This is a genomic window from Micromonospora sp. IBSANI012 (assembly GCF_052814045.1).
On sequence record NZ_CP199933.1, the window covers coordinates 4,554,519 to 4,570,867 of the forward strand.

Below are 16,349 nucleotides of genomic sequence, written 5' to 3' on the forward strand. Positions count from 1 at the left end.
GGCGGTGGTCGAGTCAGGTTCGCCGTCGACCCGGCAGCCGCCGGTGACTGCGCCGCTTGAGTCCCTGGCTCGTGACGGCGTGATAGATGATCATGACGATGATCCCGATCAGGCCCACCACGGGGTTGACGAACCAGCCGAGTGCCGCGCTGCTGCCGTAGAGGATCACGCCGGTGATGGGGCGGGCCCGCTGGGCGTGGAGGTGCTCGGTGGAGATGTCGGGTGCCAGCAGTGCGGGGTGGCGTTCCAGGTAGGCGAAGAAGGCCAGCCAGGGCACCGACATCAGCGCGGCGGAAAGGGCGTACAGGACCACCGCTACCCGCTGGTCGGCGGCGCCCGCATGGGCGAATGCCGACGCGAGCACCGCGGTGGGAAACGGGATGATCACGGCGCCGAGCAGAAGGGCGAGGTTGATCCAGTTGAGTGCGAGGTCCGTCCGGCCGACCAGTAGCAGCAGCGCGTGGTGGTTCAGCCAGAGCACACCGATGTAGACGAACGAGATGACGAAGGCGAGGTAGGCCGCCTTCTCGTGCAGCAGAGCGTCGAGCAGCCCACCGGATTCGTACGCCGGTGGGCGAAGTTCCAGCACCAGGAGGGTGATGACGATCGCGAACACCCCGTCGCTGAACGCCGTCATCCGGTCGGTGTCGGTCGTCGTCGGGCCCTGCGCCGCCGGCACGGCCCCCTCGCGTGCGGCCATTGCCGCAGGCTAGCGGCCGGAACGCAACGAGTTGGTCATGCCACACCGAGCAGGTCCCCCAGGGTTGCTGACAACCCTGGGCCGGAGGGATGACGGGCCGCAGCGGTTCAGGCGGCGTCGGGTGCGGCGTCGCGGACCAGGATCCGCACCGCGCGGGCCGCGGCGATCGCGGCGACCAGCACCGCGTGCCGGGGCTCGGGGACGTCGAGCAGCCGCTCGGCCCGCAGCGCGGCGAGCGGGGCCAGCCGGCGGTCGGCGAGCACGGTGTCGACGGCCCGCCGGTCACCGCCGCAGACCAGCGCGCGCAGCGTCGCCGCCTCCGGCAGCAGCAGCCGTACGGCCAGCTCGGCCGCGTCGCCGAGGGCCGCCTTCGCCTGGTTGTCCCGCCGCCGGGCGAAGCGCTGCTGCGACCACCCGCCCGCGGCGGTGCGGCCCTGCACGTAGCGGGTGTCCACCTTGGAGACCGCCAGCTCCTCCCCCACCGCGACGCCGACCGCCACCGCGCCCTTGCGGGCCAGCAGCAGGCCGATCCGGCGCGGCGCGGCCGCGGCAGCCACGAACTCGGGTACGTCCCGGGTGGGCGGCGCCCCGGGCGGGGTGTGCAGCTCGGCGGTCGCGCCGTCCGGGGCGGCGAGCAGCAGGCCGTACCCGGTGCGGGTGGTGGTGGGCGGGCCGTGCCGGTCGGCGAAGCCCTCGACCCAGCGGGCGACGCGGATCGGGTCGACCTCGACCCACCGGCCACCCCCGGCTGCGGGTCGACTGGTCATGGCCGAACGGTACCGAATTGCCGGACCACGGGCACCGCCCCACTCCGGGGCTTTCACCGGCATCGATGAACGCTTACCATCCGGTAACCGAATGTTTCTCGTATCCACCCTCCGCCTGCGAGGTACCCATGCAGCCACGCGGTCCCGTCCCACCGCACCCCGCCCGCCGCGCCGTCGCCCGCCGGCTGACCGCCGCCGCCGCGGCGACGGTCACCGTGGCGGCCCTGCTCACCGTCTCCCCCACCGCCCCCGCCGCCGCCGCGCCCGCCGCAAACGCCACCACCAGCGGTTTCGCGGCGGGCGACCACTGTCTCGGCGAGTGCTCGGACATCCTGCCGCCGGGGCAGAACGGCAACGCCACCCTCGTCGAGGTGCTCGCCAACCAGGCCCTCGGCACCCTGCCCCGGCACGCCGGTGACCAGCTCGGCCGGTACGCCGACCTGGTCTACGGCTACGCCGGGCTGCGCGAGGACCAGCTCGGCGCGTTCTTCAACGAGGCCAGCTTCGGCGTCCCGGCCGATCAGGTCGAGCGCAGCTACTCGCCACGCGCCGACGTGACCATCGTGCGCGACCGGGCGACCGGCGTCCCGCACGTCACCGGCAGCACCCGCGGCGGCACCATGTTCGGGGCCGGCTACGCCGGCGCCGAGGACCGGCTGTTCACCATCGACCTGCTGCGCCACGTCGGGCGGGGCACCCTCACCCCGTTCGCCGGTGGCGCGCCCGGCAACCGGGCGCTGGAGCAGAGCGTCTGGCGCAACTCGCCGTACACCGAGGCGGACCTGGCGGCGCAGGTGGAGGCGCTGCGGCGCAAGGGCCCGCGGGGCGAGCAGCTCTACGCCGACGTGCAGGAGTACATCGCCGGTATCAACGCCTACATCGGGTACTGCATGGCGCACCGCAACTGCCCCGGCGAGTACGTGCTCACCGGGCACCTGGACGCGGTCACCAACGCCGGCGGGCCCGAGCCGTTCCGGACGACCGACCTGATCGCCATCGCCGGCGTGGTGGGCGGACTGTTCGGCGGCGGGGGCGGCAACGAGATGCAGTCGGCGCTGGTCCGGCTGGCCGCGCGGGCCCGCTACGGCGTGGCCGAGGGTGACCGGGTCTGGGCCGCCTTCCGCAGCCAGGAGAACCCGGAGACGGTGCTGACCCTGCACGACGGGCAGAGCTTCCCGTACGGTGGCGCCCCCGCGAACGCGGCCAGCGTGGTGCTGCCGGACGGCGGCTCGGCCCGGGTGGAACCCGTTGTCAGCGACGCCACCGGCGGGGCCACCGGCGCCGCCGCCGGCGGGCCGTCCGAGCTGGCCGCCGCGCTGTCCGGGCTGACCATCGGCCGGGCCAACCGGGGCATGTCGAACGCGGCGGTGATCTCGGCCGAGCACTCCGCCACCGGCCACCCGATCGCCGTGTTCGGCCCGCAGACCGGCTACTTCTCCCCCCAGCTGCTGATGGTGCAGGAGTTGCAGGGGCCGGGGATCAGCGCGCGCGGCGCCGCCTTCGCCGGGCTCAACCTCTACGTGCTGCTGGGCCGGGGCCAGGACTACGCCTGGAGCGCCACCTCGTCGGCCCACGACATCACCGACACCTACGCGCTGCCGCTGTGCACGGTGGACGGCAGCGCACCCACCCTGGCCAGCAACCACTACCGCTACCGGGGCCGGTGCCAGCCGATGGAGGAGATCTCGCACGTCAACGCCTGGCGGCCCACCCTCGCCGACGGCACCGCCGCCGGGTCGTACCGGCTGGTCGCCCGGCGCACCGCGCTCGGCCTGGTCGCCTGGCGGGGCACCGTCGGCGGCCAGCCGCACGCCTTCACCCACCTGCGCTCCACCTACCGGCACGAGGCGGACTCGGCGATCGGCTTCCAGATGTTCAACGACCCGGCCGCGATGGGCGACGCCGCGGCGTTCCGCGAGTCCGCCGGCACCATCGGGTACGCGTTCAACTGGTTCTACGTGAACTCCACCCAGTCGGCGTACGCCAACTCGGGGCTCAACCCGGTGCGCGCGGCCGGGTCCGACCCGAACCTGCCGATGAGGGCCGATCCGGCGTACGAGTGGCGCGACTTCGACCCGGCCGCCAACACCGCCGCGTACCAACCCCTGGCCGAGCATCCGTACTCGGTCGACCAGGACTACTACGTCAGCTGGAACAACAAGCAGGCCAAGGACTTCGGGGCCGCCGACGGCAACTTCAGCTTCGGCCCGGTGCACCGGGCGAACCTGCTGGACCGGCCGATCCGGGCGGCGCTGGCGGACGGGCGCACCTTCGACCGGGCCTCGCTGACCTCGCTGGTCGAGCGGGCCGGCCTGACCGATCTGCGCGGCGCCGAGGTGCTCGACGAGCTGATCCGGGTGCTGGAGAGCCAGCCGGTCAGCGACGCCGACCTGGCCGCCGTGGTCAGCAAGCTCCGGGCCTGGCGCGCCGACGGCGCACTGCGGGTCGAGACGGCCCCCGGCAGCAAGGTGTACCGGCACGCGGACGCGATCCGGATCTTCGACGCCTGGTGGCCGCTGCTGGTCAACGGCCAGTTCAAGGCGCCCCTGGGCCCGGAGCTGTACCAGGCGCTGGTCAACGCCATGCAGATCAACGAGTCGCCGTCCGGGCAGCAGCGCGGCGACGAGTACACCCTGCCCACCTCGGCCAACGAGGCGCAGGGGCACAAGGGCTCGTCGTTCCAGTACGGCTGGTGGGGGTACGTCGACGCCGACCTGCGCGCCGTGCTCGGCGAGCCGGCGCCCGGCGGTTCGGACCGCCGGTACTGCGGCGGCGGCGACCTCGCCGCCTGCCGGCAGATCCTGCTGGACACGTTGCGCAGCGCCGCGGCCCGGCCGGCGACCGAGGTCTATCCGGGCGACGCGACCTGCGCGGCCGGCGACCAGTGGTGCGCCGACGCCATCGTGCAGTCCCCGCTCGGCGGGCTGAAGCAGCCCGTCATCGCCTGGCAGAACCGGCCGACCTACCAGCAGGTGGTGTCGTTCCCGGCCCGCCGCGGCGACGACCTGACCAACCTGGCCGCCGGCCGCCCGGTCACCGCCTCCAGCAGCCAGCTCTTCCTCCCGGCCAGCCGGGCGGTGGACGGCGATCCGGGCACCCGGTGGTCGAGCGGCTGGTCGGACAACCAGTCGATCACCATGGACCTCGGTGCGGTCCGGCCGGTGGCCCGCGCGGTGCTGCGCTGGGAGGCGGCGCACGCCCGGTCGTACCGGATCGACGTCTCCACCGACGGCGCCGCCTGGCGGACGGTCTGGTCCACCACCGCCGGGGACGGCGGCACCGACAACGACCGGTTCGCCGCGACAAGTGCCCGCTACGTGCGGATGGTCGGGCTGACCCGGGCCACCTCCTACGGCTTCTCGCTCTGGGAACTGGAGGTGTATTCGCACTGAGCCGGCCGGCTCACCAGACCATCCGCAGCGCCAGCAGCACGATCAGCGCGCTGGCCAGCAGCGCGCTGATCAGCCGGCCACGGTCGGAGGTGAGCAGCCGGCCGAGCAGCGAGCCGCCGCCGGCCACCAGCAGCTGCCAGCTCGCCGAGGCGGCGAACGCCGCGGCCACGAAGGCCACCTGGCCGGCGGGCGTCCACCCACCGGACGCCTGCCGGCCGATCACCAGGGCCACGAAGTAGACGATGGTCATCGGGTTGAGCAGGGTGAGCGCCAGCAGCCCGGCGAAGGCCCGGGCCGGCGTGGCCAGCCCCCGCTCGGCTCGCGCCGGCCCGGGCGGGCGACGGTGCCGGCGCAGCGCGCCCACGGCGAGCTGCCCGGCGAGGAAGAGCAGGATCACGACGGCCGCCCAGCGCAACGGGGTCGCCACCGGGCGGACCAGGCCGGCGAGGGCGGCGCCGCCGAGCATGGCCAGCGCGGCGTAGAGGCCGTCCGCGGCGGCCACCCCGAGGGCGGCGGCGGCGCCGACCCGCAACGAGGTACGGGCGGTGAGCCCGATGACCACGATGGCGATCGCCCCGACCGGCACCGCCACTCCGTAGCCGGCGAGCAGGCCGGCGAGCAGCGCGTCACCCATCACGGCGGGTGCCGGGTCGCAGCCGCCGCGGCACCGGCCGCTGTCGCCCGGCGGCGATGGCCGCGGCGACAGGGACGGTGCGGGACGACTTCGACTCGATCACCCAGCGATTGTCGCCGGACGCCGTCCGGGCACGCCACCGGTTATCCGTCGGTGCGTGCGGGCCGCAGGTACGACAAAGGCCCCGACCTGAGGTCGGGGCCTTTCGTCCGGCCAGCCGGCGCGGTGGGTCAGACGTTGAAGCCGAGCGAACGGAGCTGGTCGCGCCCCTCGTCGGTGATCTTGTCCGGGCCCCACGGCGGCAGCCACACCCAGTTGATCCGGATGTCGTTGACCAGTCCCCCGCCGGGGCCGGTGGTCAGCGCCTGCCGGGCCTGGTCCTCGATCACGTCGGTGAGCGGGCAGGCCGCCGAGGTGAGCGTCATGTCCAGCGTCGCGACGTTCTCGTCGTCGACGTGCACGCCGTACACCAGGCCGAGGTCGACCACGTTGATGCCGAGCTCCGGGTCGACGACGTCCTTCATCGCCTCCTCGATGTCGGCGACGGCGGCCTTGCCGCCCGCCGGCGTCGGGGCGCCGTCGGTCGCCACGGCGCCGGTCGCCGGCGTCGTGGCGGCGTCACCGGCCTCAGGCGTCGCCGCAGTGGCGGTGTCCTCGCTGTTCATGCCTTCACCTCCGTCGGGCTCACGCCCACGCCGGCGCGTGCCGCGGCGTCCTTGAACGCCATCCACGGCAGCAGCGCGCACTTGACCCGGGCGGGGAAGCGGGCGACGCCCGCGAAAGCCACCCCGTCACCGAGTACGTCCTCGTCCGGCGTGACCTCGCCACGCCCGGACATCAACTCGACGAACGCCTCGTGCACGGCGAACGCCTCACCCGCACCCCGACCGCGCAGCAGCTCGTGCAGCACGCTCGCCGACGCCTGGCTGATCGAGCAGCCCATCCCGTCGTACGAGATGTCGTCGAGGGTGTCGCCGTCGGTGGCCACCCGGACGGTGATCTCGTCACCGCAGGTCGGGTTGACATGGTGCGCCTCGGCGACCCGGGCGTCCGGGTCGGCGTCGCGCAGGCCACGGCCGTGCGGGTGCTTGTAGTGGTCCAGGATGATCTCCTGGTAGAGCTGGTCGAGCTGCATCAGTCGAACACCTTCCGCGCCTGCTCGAGCCCCGCCACCAGGGCGTCGATCTCCTCCGTGGTGGTGTACAGGTAGAACGACGCCCGCGTCATGGCCGGCACGCCGAACCGGGTGCACACCGGCTTCGCGCAGTGGTGCCCCACCCGCACCTGCACGCCGAGCGAGTCGAGGACCTGCCCCACGTCGTGCGGGTGGATGTCACCGAGCGCGAACGAGATCGTCCCACCCCGGCCGACCGGCACCGTCGGTCCGAAGATCCGCAGCCCCGGCACGGTGGCGAGGGCGTCCAGCGCGTACGCCGTCAGCGCCTTCTCGTGCCACTGGATGGCGCGCATCCCGATGCCGGTGAGGTAGTCCACCGCCGCGCCGAGCGCGACCGCCTCGGCGATCGGCGGGGTGCCGGCCTCGAAGCGCGCCGGCGGCGCGGCGAACGTCGAGCCCGCCATCGACACCGTCTCGATCATCGACCCGCCGCCGAGCACCGGGGGCATCGCGGCGAGCAGCTCGCCCCGGCCCCAGAGCACGCCGACGCCGGTCGGGCCGCACATCTTGTGGCCGGTGAAGACGATGAAGTCGGCGTCGTAGTCGACCACGTCCATCGGCATGTGCGGCACCGACTGCGAGCAGTCGAGCAGCAGCAGCGCCCCCACCTCACGGACCCGCTGGGTGATCCGGGAGGTGGCGTTGACCGTGCCGAGGATGTTGGACATGTGCACCAGCGAGACGATCTTCGTCCGCTCGGTGACCAGCTCCTCCAGCCCCGACTCGTCCAGCCGCCCGTTGTCGGTGACCGGGAACCAGCGCAGGGTCGCGCCGGTGCGCTCGCAGAGCAGCTGCCACGGGACGATGTTCGAGTGGTGCTCCATCTCGGAGATCACCACCTCGTCGCCGGGGCCGAGGCGGAACCGGGGGTCGGCGTCGGGCCGCAGCGAGGCGTTCGAGAACGCGTACGCCACGATGTTGATCGCCTCGGTGGAGTTCTTGGTGAACACCACCTCGTCCACGCTCGGCGCGTTGATGAAGGCGGCGACCTTCGCCCGCGCCCCCTCGTACGCCTCGGTCGCCTCGGTGCCCAGGGTGTGCACCGAGCGCGACACGTTGGCGTTGTGCATCGCGTAGTGCTCGGCGAGCACGTCGAGCACCTGACGCGGCTTGTGCGAGGTGTTGGCGCTGTCGAGATAGACCAGCCGGTGCCCGTTGATCTCCCGGTCCAGGATCGGGAAGTCGGCGCGCACCGTGGCCACGTCGAAGCGTGGCACGTCGTCGTACTGCGGCATCCCGGACGGGATCGCGATGGTGGTCATCTCAGCCAGCCCCTGTCGTGTCAGGCCCGCGCCGAACCGGCCCCGGCGGCGTACCGCTCGTAGCCCTCGGCCTCGAGCTTGTCGGCCAGCTCCGGCCCGCCCTGCTCGACGATCCGGCCGGCGACGAAGACGTGCACGAAGTCCGGCTTGATGTAGCGCAGGATGCGGGTGTAGTGGGTGATCAGCAGCACGCCGGTGTCGCCGGTGTCGCGGACCCGGTTCACGCCCTCGCTGACCACGCGCAGCGCGTCCACGTCGAGGCCGGAGTCGGTCTCGTCGAGGATGGCGATCTTCGGCTTGAGCAGCTCCAGCTGCACGATCTCGTGCCGCTTCTTCTCACCGCCGGAGAAGCCCTCGTTGACGTTGCGCTGGGCGAACGCCGGGTCCATCTGGAGGCGCTCCATGGCGCCGCGCAGCTCGCCGCCCCAGGTGCGCAGCTTCGGCGCCTCGCCGTCGATGGCGGTCTTGGCGGTACGCAGGAAGTTGGCCACCGAGACGCCGGGGACCTCGACCGGGTACTGCATGGCCAGGAAGAGGCCGGCGCGGGCCCGCTCGTCGACGGACATGGCCAGCACGTCCTCGCCGTCAAGGGTCACCGAGCCGCTGGTGATCTCGTACTTGGGGTGGCCGGCGATCGAGTACGCCAGGGTGGACTTGCCGGAACCGTTCGGCCCCATGATCGCGTGCGTCTCACCCGAGCGGACGGTCAGGTCGACACCGGCCAGGATCGGCTTGAGCTCACCCTCGGGCAGCTTGACCGACACCTTCAGGTCGCGGATCTCCAGGGTGCTCATTATCGGGTCACTCCATTGCTCGGCGTCAGGCTGACGTAGATGTCGCCGTCGCGGACTTCGACGGGATAGACGGGGACGGGTTCGGTGGCGGGCAGCCCGGTGGGCTCGCCGGTCCGTAGGTCGAAACGGGATCCGTGCAGCCAGCATTCCAGCGTGCACCCGTCGACCTCGCCCTCGGAGAGGGCCACGGCGGCGTGCGAGCACTCGTCGTACACGGCGTAGAAGTTTTCGTCCTCGCCGTGCACGACGGCGATCTGCGTGCCGTCGACGTCGGCGCTGATCGCGGTGCCCTTGGGCACGTCCTCGGTCGAGCAGATCTTGATCATCAGGCGCCCGCCTTGGCCAGCCGGGCCTCGATCGCGTCGCCGAGCCGCTCGCGCAGCTCCTCGACCGGGATCTTGTTGATCAGCTCGGCGAAGAAGCCGCGCACCACCAGGCGACGGGCCTCGCCCTCCGGGATGCCCCGGGCCATCAGGTAGAAGAGCTGCTCGTCGTCGAAGCGGCCGGTCGCGCTCGCGTGGCCGGCGCCGGCGATCTCGCCGGTCTCGATCTCCAGGTTGGGTACGGAGTCGGCCCGCGCGCCGTCGGAGAGCAGCAGGTTCCGGTTGATCTCGTACGTGTCGGTGCCGGTCGCCTCGGCGCGGATCAGCACGTCGCCCACCCAGACGGTGTGCGCGTCGTCGCCCTGCAGTGCGCCCCGGTAGCCGACGTAGCTGCGGCAGTCCGGCACGTTGTGGTCGACCAGCTGGCGGTGCTCCAGGTGCTGGCCGCCGTCGGCGAAGTAGACGCCGTACAGCTCGGCCTCGCCGCCCCGGCCGGTGTACTCCACCGAGGTGTACTGCCGGACCAGGTCGCCACCGAGGCTGACCTGGATGTGCGTCACCTTGGCGTCGCGGCCCAGCTTGACCTTGAGGTGCTGGGCCTGCACCGCGTCGGCGGCCCAGTCGGCGACGGTGACCAGGGTCAGCTTCGCGCCCTCGGCCACCGACACCTCGACGTTGTCGGCCAGGGTGGCCGAGCCGACGTGCTCCAGCACCAGGGTGACCTCGGCGAACCGGCCCACGTCGACGAAGGTGTGCCCGAAGGCCAGCCCCTCGGCGCCGTCGCCGACCACCCGCAGGGTCACCGGCGCGGCGACCACGGCGTCCCGGGCGACCTCCACCAGCAGCGCGTCCCCCGCGCCGCCGTACGCCAGGGCGCTGACCCGGTCGACCGGGGTGAGCACGCTGCCCACCCGCGGGTCGTCCGCGCCGATCCGCCCGACGGTGACGCCCTCGGGCAGGTCGCCGTACTCGTGCCGGATCGTGGCGGTGGCGGCCTGCGCCCCGCCGACCAGCCCGCGCAGCCGCTTGAGCGGGGTGAAGCGCCACTCCTCCTCCAGGCCGGTGAGGGCCGGGAAGTCGGCGACGTCGTACGAGCGGAGCGCCTGCGTCTTGGTGCTGGGCGGCGCGGAAGCCTGGGTAGTCATCTCTTCCTTGGTGTTCTGCGACGACGGTGTCATGAAACCGGAGGGTGGGCCGGGCTGGGCGCGGCCCACCGCGACGGGTCGGGGACGCGGGCGGCGTCAGCCGACCGCGCCCTCCATCTGGAGCTCGATCAGGCGGTTGAGCTCCAGGGCGTACTCCATCGGGAGCTCCTTGGCGATCGGCTCGATGAAGCCGCGCACGATCATCGCCATCGCCTCGTCCTCGCTCAGACCGCGGCTCATCAGGTAGAAGAGCTGGTCGTCGCTGATCTTGGAGACGGTCGCCTCGTGCCCCATCGACACGTCGTCCTCGCGGATGTCGACGTACGGGTAGGTGTCCGAGCGGGAGATGGTGTCGACCAGCAGCGCGTCGCACTTGACGGTGCTCCGGCTGTGGTGCGAGCCCTCCAGCACCTGGACCAGGCCCCGGTACGAGGTGCGGCCGCCACCCCGGGCGATCGACTTGGACACGATGGTGGAGGAGGTGTGCGGCGCCGCGTGCACCATCTTGGCGCCGGCGTCCTGGTGCTGGCCCTCGCCGGCCATCGCCACCGAGAGCACCTCGCCCTTGGCGTGCTCGCCGGTCATGTAGACCGCCGGGTACTTCATGGTCACCTTGGAGCCGATGTTGCCGTCGACCCACTCCATGGTCGCGCCCTCGTGGCAGACGGCGCGCTTGGTGACCAGGTTGTAGACGTTGTTCGACCAGTTCTGGATGGTCGTGTAGCGGCAGCGCGCGTTCTTCTTGACGATGATCTCCACCACCGCGCTGTGCAGCGAGTCGGAGGAGTAGAGCGGCGCGGTGCAGCCCTCGACGTAGTGCACGTACGCGCCCTCGTCGACGATGATCAGCGTGCGCTCGAACTGGCCCATGTTCTCCGTGTTGATCCGGAAGTAGGCCTGCAGCGGGATCTCCACGTGCACGCCCTTCGGCACGTAGATGAACGAGCCACCGGACCACACGGAGGTGTTCAGGGCGGCGAACTTGTTGTCGCCGACCGGGATCACCGTGCCGAAGTACTCCTTGAAGACGTCCTCGTGCTCGCGCAGCGCGGTGTCGGTGTCCAGGAAGAGGACACCCTGCTCCTCAAGGTCCTCACGGATCTTGTGGTAGACCACCTCGGACTCGTACTGCGCCGCGACCCCGGCGACCAGGCGCTGCTTCTCCGCCTCGGGGATACCCAGCCGGTCGTAGGTGTTCTTGATGTCCTCGGGCAGGTCCTCCCAGCTGGTGGCCTGCTTCTCGGTGGACCGGACGAAGTACTTGATGTTGTCGAAGTCGATCCCGGTGAGGTCCGCGCCCCAGGCCGGCATCGGCTTGCGACCGAACAGTCGCAGGCCCTTCAGGCGCAGGTCGAGCATCCAGGCCGGCTCGTTCTTCTTCGCCGAGATGTCCCGTACCACCGCCTCGTTGAGACCGCGCTGGGCGACCGCCCCGGCGACGTCGGGGTCGGACCAGCCGTACTCGTAGCGACCCAGGGCGGCGAGCTGCTCTTCCTGGGTCAGGGGCTGGACGATCTGCTCGGTCATCTATCTGTCCTCACAGTGGTGACGGTGTTACCGGACTGGGCACGCGGCTGGGCCGGGATGTGCGTGGTGCACACCCCGTCGCCGTGCGCGATGGTGGCCAGGCGCTGCACGTGGGTGCCGACCAGACGGGAGATCACCGCGGTCTCGGCCTCGCACAGCTGGGGAAACTCGGCGGCCACGTGCGCCACCGGGCAGTGGTGCTGACAGAGCTGGCCGCCGGAGGCGATCGTGGACGCGTTGGCAGCGTAACCCTCGGCGGTGAGGGCGCTCGCGAGCGCCTCCGCCCGCGCGAGCGGGTCGTCCCCGGCGTCCTCCATGGCGGCCCGGCAGCGGGCCTCCAACGCGGCGACCTGATCGGCGGCGAACGCCTCGACCGCCACCGAACCGCCGTTGCGGGCGATCCAGCGCAGCGCGGCGGTGGCCATGTTGTCGTAGTGGTGGGTGCCGCAGCGGACCCGGGCGGCCTCGGTCAGCAGGAAGACCTTCGCCGGGCGACCGCGCCCGCGGCTGCCGCGCACGGCCTGCTCGCGGGCGATCACGTCACCGTCGGCGAGCATCGCGTCGAGGTGCCGGCGGATCGCGGCCGGGCTGAGCCCCAACACCGAGCCGAGCTGGGCGGCGGTGGTCGCCCCCCGCTCCAGCAGCAGCTGGGTGACCCGGTCCCGGGTGGAGAGGTCGGTGGACGCGGCTGTAGCGGCGACCGGCCCGGTCGCCGACAGGTGCTCAGGGAGCGCCGCCGCGTTTTTCACAACACCAACGTTACGTAATTCGTCGGAGGCCCGCAAACCCGGCCCCCGGTGATCCCTGACACCGGGCCGGCGGAGTCACCCGATCGTGCTCCACTACGGTGCGTAGGATTCGCTCCGTGAAGCGATCCGTCCGGTTCCCGGTCTCCACCGCTCTGCTGCGCCGCCTCGCGTACGCCTCGATCGTGGCGAACGTGGCCATCGTCGTGACCGGTGGGGCCGTCCGGCTCACCGCCTCCGGGCTCGGCTGCCCGACCTGGCCGCGGTGCACGGACGAGTCCTACCACACCACCGCCGAGATGGGCGTGCACGGGGTGATCGAGTTCGGCAACCGGCTGCTCACCTTCGCCGTCGGCCTCATCGCGCTGGCCACGGTGCTGGCGGTGCTGGCGTACCGGCCGCGCCGCAAGGGGCTGCTGGGGCTGGCGGTGGCGGTGTTCCTCGGCATCCCCGCGCAGGCGGTGATCGGCGGGATCACCGTGCTGACCAACCTCAACCCGTGGGTGGTCGGGCTGCACTTCCTCGCCTCGATGGCGGTCATCGCGGCCGCGTACGCGCTCTGGCGGCGGATCAAGGACCCGGACGGCCCGGCGGTCGCCGTGGTGCCCGGCCCGCTGCGCACCCTCGCGGCGCTCACCATGGTGGTCAGCGTCGCGGTGCTGGTCGTGGGCACCTGGGTGACCGGCAGCGGCCCGCACGCCGGCGACGGCGGCGCGGCGCGCAACGGCCTCGACCCGGAACAGATCTCGCAGGTGCACGCCGACGCGGTGTTCCTGCTGCTGGGCCTCTCCGTCGCGCTGATCTTCGCGTTCCGGGCGGTCGGCGCCGCCGGCCCGGCCCGGGCCGCAACGGTGCTGGTCGCGGTGGAGCTGGGTCAGGGCGTGATCGGCTTCGTGCAGTACTTCACCGACCTGCCGGCGCTACTGGTCGGCGCGCACATGCTCGGCTCCTGCCTGGTGCTGCTGGCCACCCTGTCGGTGCTCTGGTCGACCCGCGAACGCCGCTCGGCCCCCGTCCCGGCCACCGCCTCCGCCGAGGAACGCGTCCCCGCCACCGCCTGACGGCGCACCGCCCCTCTCCCCTGCCGGGGCCCCTCAGCGCCACCGGTGCCTTCCCTCGCGTGCCAGCCGCCCAGGCCCGGCAAACGGGCCGCATCCGCCCAGCTCCACCACCCGGCGAACCCGCTCCGGTCCCACCGACTGCGCCGTCAACAACAGCGGCACGCCGGGAATGGGAAAGAGCGGGTGCGTCCGTCGTCGGTGAGGGACGACGGCCGCACCCGCTTCAGGGTCGGACGGGGGTAGAGCGGTCAGGGGTGGCGGCGGCCCAGGTGGGTGAGGACGGCGTCGGCGAGGCGTTCGGCGGCCCCGTCGGCGTACCCGAGGAAGAGCGACGGCTCGGTCAGCTCCAGCTCCACCAGGACGGGCGCGCCGTCCGGGCCGGGGATCAGGTCCACGCGGGCGTAGAGCAGGCGCTCGGACCCGCCCGGCACCTCGGCCAGGACCCGCTCCGCGACGGCCAACTGCTCACCACCGGCGGTGCGGGCGCTGATCTCCTCGGGCTTGTAGAGCCCTTCCACGCCGAGATCCGGGCCGTCCAGCATCGCGCCCTTGCGGATCGCGTGGCTGAACGCCAGCCCCTGCGGGCCGGCCAGGAACAGCAGCGCCGTCTCACCGGCGGTGTCCACGGCCTCGAGGTACGGCTGCACCATGGTCAGCCGGCCGGCATCCGACAGCCGCCGCACGTGCGCGGCGGCCAGCTCACGGTGCCCCGGGTCGGCCAGGTCGTAGCGGCCGGTGTCCTGGCTGCCCGCGCTGACCGCCGGCTTGATGACGTACTCGCCGGAGTCGGCGGGCGGTCGCCAGGACTCCCCCGGCGCCACCCAGGAGGTCTGCACGACCGGCACGCCGGCCGCCGACAACTCGCCCAGGTAGCGCTTGTCGGTGTTCCAGCGGACCACGTCGGCGGGGTTGACCAGGGCCGGCACGGTCTGCGCCCAGGCGACGAACTCGTCGCGACGCAGCGCGTAGTCCCAGGGTGAGCGCAGCACGACCAGGTCGTACCCGGCCCAGTCGACCCGCTGGTCGTCCCAGACGGCCACCTCTGCGGTGACGCCGCGGGCGGCGAGCGGGGCGAGTACGAGTCGGTCGTCCGGGTCGAGGTCGGCGAGCCGGTCACAGGTGACGAGAGCGACCCGGGGTTCCCCCCGGGTCGACTGGTGGTGGTTGGTCAATTTATGTCAACGGGCCATCGTGCGCCGGGCCATCGACCGCCAGAGGTCGTTGCTCGGACGCATCTGGTCCATCAGTTCACGCTCCCAGGCGTTCTCGACGGTGACTCCCGCCTTGGCGCACGCCTGCCGCGCGACGACGGTGTCGTCCGCGAACTGGTCGGCCCACGCCCCGTCCTCGCCGACGAGGACGATCCGTGCGCCACGCTTGCCGACGTACTCGATGACCGCCTTGGCGCCACCGTGGCCGGCGGCGAACGACTTGATGCCTGAGACCAGCCCGTTGGGGGCCTTCTCGGCGGTCTGTTCAGCCGTCAGCGTCGTATCGGAACCATCTGCCATGACGGGAAGCCTAAGCAGACATGCCCCCGTGCGTGCGAGAAGCATGAACTATTTGTGATGCCAATTACCTACAGGTTTAAGGAAGACCACAGGTAATTCGCCCGCACTTGTCGGATAAATGAAGGCGAATCGGGCGGCCCGGATCGCCCCAATGAGTCCGAGTTGAAGCGCTGGGACTCAGACCGAAAACCGACTCAGGAAATTCATGGTCCTGACCGTGACGGACCGGCCCGAGAGGCCGCCCGGGGGCGGTCAGAGGCCGCCCGGCGGCGGTCAGATCAGCGCGTCGAGGGCGACGGCGGCGAAGAGGATGGTCAGGTACGTCGTCGACCAGTGGAACAGCCGCATCGGCTTGACGGCCTCGCCCCGGGTCACCCGGCGGCAGAGCCGATGCGCCTCGACCACGAAGATCCCGCCCACCACCAGGGTCGGCACGCCGTAGATCGGGCTCATCCCCATCGGCCAGAGCGCCAGCGAGAGCAGCACGGTGATCCAGGCGAAGATCAGGATCTCGGCGTTGACCCGGCGGGCCGAGGCCACCACCGGCAGCATCGGGATGCCCGCCCGGGCGTAGTCGTCCTTGTACTTCATCGCCAGGGGGTAGAAGTGCGGCATCTGCCAGAAGAAGACCACGCCGAAGAGCACCCAGGCCTGCGGCGCCAGCGAGCCGGTCACCGCCGCCCAGCCGATCAGCACCGGGGCCGCCCCGCAGGCACCGCCCCAGAAGGTGTTCGTCGGGGTGGTGCGCTTGAGCCAGAGCGTGTAGACGACGTCGTAGTAGACGATCGCCGCCAGGGTCAGCCCGGCCGCCAGCAGGTTGGTGAAGGCGGCCATCAGAACCACCGACACCACCGCCAGCACCAGGCCGAAGACGAGCGCGTTGCGCGGCGAGACGGTGTGCGCCGGCAGCGGGCGGCGCTTCGTCCGCCGCATCAACTGGTCGATGTCCCGGTCGATGTAGCAGTTGATCACGCTGGCGGCGCCGGCCGCGAGCGAGCCGCCGACCAGCACCACGGCCACCAGCCAGAGCGACGGCAGGCCGCCGTCGGCGAGCATCATCGCCGGCACCGTGGTGACCAGCAGCAGCTCGACGATGCGGGGCTTGGTCAGCGCGACATACGCGGCGATGACCGCCCGAACGTCGCGGCGGGCCGGCTCCGCGACCACCGTGCGCACCGGCGGCTGCCCGGCAGAGTTGCTGACGGGGCGCTCGGTGATCATGCTCACGGATTGCCACCTTCCGGCATCGGCAGGGGTGATCAGGTCGGCGGGACCCGGGGAGGGTCCACACACCGACCCACAGACTACGC

16 protein-coding genes are annotated in these 16,349 nt (G+C 72.0%); 2 read left to right on the forward strand and 14 right to left on the reverse strand.

Annotated elements, in window-relative coordinates; translation table 11 throughout:
- Positions 1-13: 13 nt before the first annotated feature.
- A complete protein-coding gene (locus ACTWM8_RS20960; RefSeq protein ID WP_446210525.1) occupies positions 14-700 on the reverse strand; it encodes a TMEM175 family protein in 687 nt (228 codons plus the stop codon).
- 107 nt (positions 701-807) lie between these two features.
- Positions 808-1,467: an acVLRF1 family peptidyl-tRNA hydrolase gene (locus ACTWM8_RS20965; protein WP_446210526.1), complete on the reverse strand. Its 660-nt coding sequence runs from the start codon at positions 1,465-1,467 to the stop codon at positions 808-810.
- A 128-nt stretch (positions 1,468-1,595) separates the two neighbouring features.
- Between ACTWM8_RS20965 and ACTWM8_RS20970 the strand changes: the two genes are divergently transcribed.
- Entirely contained in the window at positions 1,596-4,859 is a 3,264-nt protein-coding gene (locus ACTWM8_RS20970) for a penicillin acylase family protein (RefSeq protein WP_446210527.1), read from the forward strand.
- Positions 4,860-4,869: 10 nt separating this feature from the next.
- Here the strand turns inward: ACTWM8_RS20970 and ACTWM8_RS20975 are convergent, their stop codons facing one another.
- From ACTWM8_RS20975 to ACTWM8_RS21015, 9 genes are all read right to left on the reverse strand, one after another.
- Positions 4,870-5,493, reverse strand: a complete 624-nt coding sequence (locus ACTWM8_RS20975) for a LysE family transporter (RefSeq protein ID WP_446210528.1) — start codon at positions 5,491-5,493, stop codon at positions 4,870-4,872.
- A 230-nt stretch (positions 5,494-5,723) separates the two neighbouring features.
- Positions 5,724-6,158, reverse strand: coding sequence for a metal-sulfur cluster assembly factor (locus tag ACTWM8_RS20980; RefSeq protein ID WP_238451459.1), 435 nt, complete (start codon positions 6,156-6,158; stop codon positions 5,724-5,726).
- The gene (gene sufU / locus ACTWM8_RS20985; protein WP_446210529.1) at positions 6,155-6,628 is read right to left on the reverse strand and encodes a Fe-S cluster assembly sulfur transfer protein SufU; all 474 of its coding nucleotides are present in this window, start codon (positions 6,626-6,628) and stop codon (positions 6,155-6,157) included. The genes ACTWM8_RS20980 and sufU overlap by 4 nt, the downstream gene beginning before the upstream one ends.
- The gene (locus ACTWM8_RS20990; protein WP_446210530.1) at positions 6,628-7,932 is read right to left on the reverse strand and encodes a cysteine desulfurase; all 1,305 of its coding nucleotides are present in this window, start codon (positions 7,930-7,932) and stop codon (positions 6,628-6,630) included. Before ACTWM8_RS20990 ends, sufU begins: the two co-directional genes overlap by 1 nt.
- A gap of 20 nt (positions 7,933-7,952) precedes the next feature.
- The gene (gene sufC / locus ACTWM8_RS20995; protein ID WP_088961258.1) at positions 7,953-8,726 is read right to left on the reverse strand and encodes a Fe-S cluster assembly ATPase SufC; all 774 of its coding nucleotides are present in this window, start codon (positions 8,724-8,726) and stop codon (positions 7,953-7,955) included.
- A complete protein-coding gene (locus ACTWM8_RS21000; protein WP_446210531.1) occupies positions 8,726-9,052 on the reverse strand; it encodes a non-heme iron oxygenase ferredoxin subunit in 327 nt (108 codons plus the stop codon). Before ACTWM8_RS21000 ends, sufC begins: the two co-directional genes overlap by 1 nt.
- The gene (gene sufD / locus ACTWM8_RS21005) at positions 9,052-10,194 is read right to left on the reverse strand and encodes a Fe-S cluster assembly protein SufD (protein WP_446210532.1); all 1,143 of its coding nucleotides are present in this window, start codon (positions 10,192-10,194) and stop codon (positions 9,052-9,054) included. Before sufD ends, ACTWM8_RS21000 begins: the two co-directional genes overlap by 1 nt.
- 96 nt (positions 10,195-10,290) lie before the next feature.
- Positions 10,291-11,721: a Fe-S cluster assembly protein SufB gene (sufB, locus tag ACTWM8_RS21010; RefSeq protein WP_446210533.1), complete on the reverse strand. Its 1,431-nt coding sequence runs from the start codon at positions 11,719-11,721 to the stop codon at positions 10,291-10,293.
- A complete protein-coding gene (locus ACTWM8_RS21015) occupies positions 11,718-12,470 on the reverse strand; it encodes a helix-turn-helix transcriptional regulator (protein WP_446210534.1) in 753 nt (250 codons plus the stop codon). The genes sufB and ACTWM8_RS21015 overlap by 4 nt, the downstream gene beginning before the upstream one ends.
- A gap of 98 nt (positions 12,471-12,568) precedes the next feature.
- Between ACTWM8_RS21015 and ACTWM8_RS21020 the strand changes: the two genes are divergently transcribed.
- Complete coding sequence (locus ACTWM8_RS21020) at positions 12,569-13,528, forward strand: COX15/CtaA family protein (RefSeq protein ID WP_446210535.1); 960 nt, start codon at positions 12,569-12,571, stop codon at positions 13,526-13,528.
- A gap of 248 nt (positions 13,529-13,776) precedes the next feature.
- Here the strand turns inward: ACTWM8_RS21020 and ACTWM8_RS21025 are convergent, their stop codons facing one another.
- From ACTWM8_RS21025 to ACTWM8_RS21035, 3 genes are all read right to left on the reverse strand, one after another.
- Positions 13,777-14,700, reverse strand: a complete 924-nt coding sequence (locus ACTWM8_RS21025) for an ATP-grasp domain-containing protein (protein ID WP_446210536.1) — start codon at positions 14,698-14,700, stop codon at positions 13,777-13,779.
- Between the two features lie 6 nt (positions 14,701-14,706).
- Complete coding sequence (locus ACTWM8_RS21030) at positions 14,707-15,039, reverse strand: hypothetical protein (protein WP_446210537.1); 333 nt, start codon at positions 15,037-15,039, stop codon at positions 14,707-14,709.
- A gap of 273 nt (positions 15,040-15,312) precedes the next feature.
- The gene (locus tag ACTWM8_RS21035; protein WP_446210538.1) at positions 15,313-16,266 is read right to left on the reverse strand and encodes a heme o synthase; all 954 of its coding nucleotides are present in this window, start codon (positions 16,264-16,266) and stop codon (positions 15,313-15,315) included.
- Positions 16,267-16,349: the final 83 nt, after the last annotated feature.

Excerpts from the sequence above, each read along its gene's own strand:
- ACTWM8_RS20960 (WP_446210525.1), bottom strand. The coding sequence starts at position 700 with ATGGCCGCACGCGAGGGGGCCGTGCCGGCGGCGCAGGGCCCGACGACG.
- ACTWM8_RS20965 (WP_446210526.1), bottom strand. The coding sequence starts at position 1,467 with ATGACCAGTCGACCCGCAGCCGGGGGTGGCCGGTGGGTCGAGGTCGAC.
- ACTWM8_RS20970 (WP_446210527.1), top strand. The coding sequence starts at position 1,596 with ATGCAGCCACGCGGTCCCGTCCCACCGCACCCCGCCCGCCGCGCCGTC.
- ACTWM8_RS20975 (WP_446210528.1), bottom strand. The coding sequence starts at position 5,493 with ATGGGTGACGCGCTGCTCGCCGGCCTGCTCGCCGGCTACGGAGTGGCG.
- ACTWM8_RS20980 (WP_238451459.1), bottom strand. The coding sequence starts at position 6,158 with ATGAACAGCGAGGACACCGCCACTGCGGCGACGCCTGAGGCCGGTGAC.
- sufU (WP_446210529.1), bottom strand. The coding sequence starts at position 6,628 with ATGCAGCTCGACCAGCTCTACCAGGAGATCATCCTGGACCACTACAAG.
- ACTWM8_RS20990 (WP_446210530.1), bottom strand. The coding sequence starts at position 7,932 with ATGACCACCATCGCGATCCCGTCCGGGATGCCGCAGTACGACGACGTG.
- sufC (WP_088961258.1), bottom strand. The coding sequence starts at position 8,726 with ATGAGCACCCTGGAGATCCGCGACCTGAAGGTGTCGGTCAAGCTGCCC.
- ACTWM8_RS21000 (WP_446210531.1), bottom strand. The coding sequence starts at position 9,052 with ATGATCAAGATCTGCTCGACCGAGGACGTGCCCAAGGGCACCGCGATC.
- sufD (WP_446210532.1), bottom strand. The coding sequence starts at position 10,194 with ATGACTACCCAGGCTTCCGCGCCGCCCAGCACCAAGACGCAGGCGCTC.
- sufB (WP_446210533.1), bottom strand. The coding sequence starts at position 11,721 with ATGACCGAGCAGATCGTCCAGCCCCTGACCCAGGAAGAGCAGCTCGCC.
- ACTWM8_RS21030 (WP_446210537.1), bottom strand. The coding sequence starts at position 15,039 with ATGGCAGATGGTTCCGATACGACGCTGACGGCTGAACAGACCGCCGAG.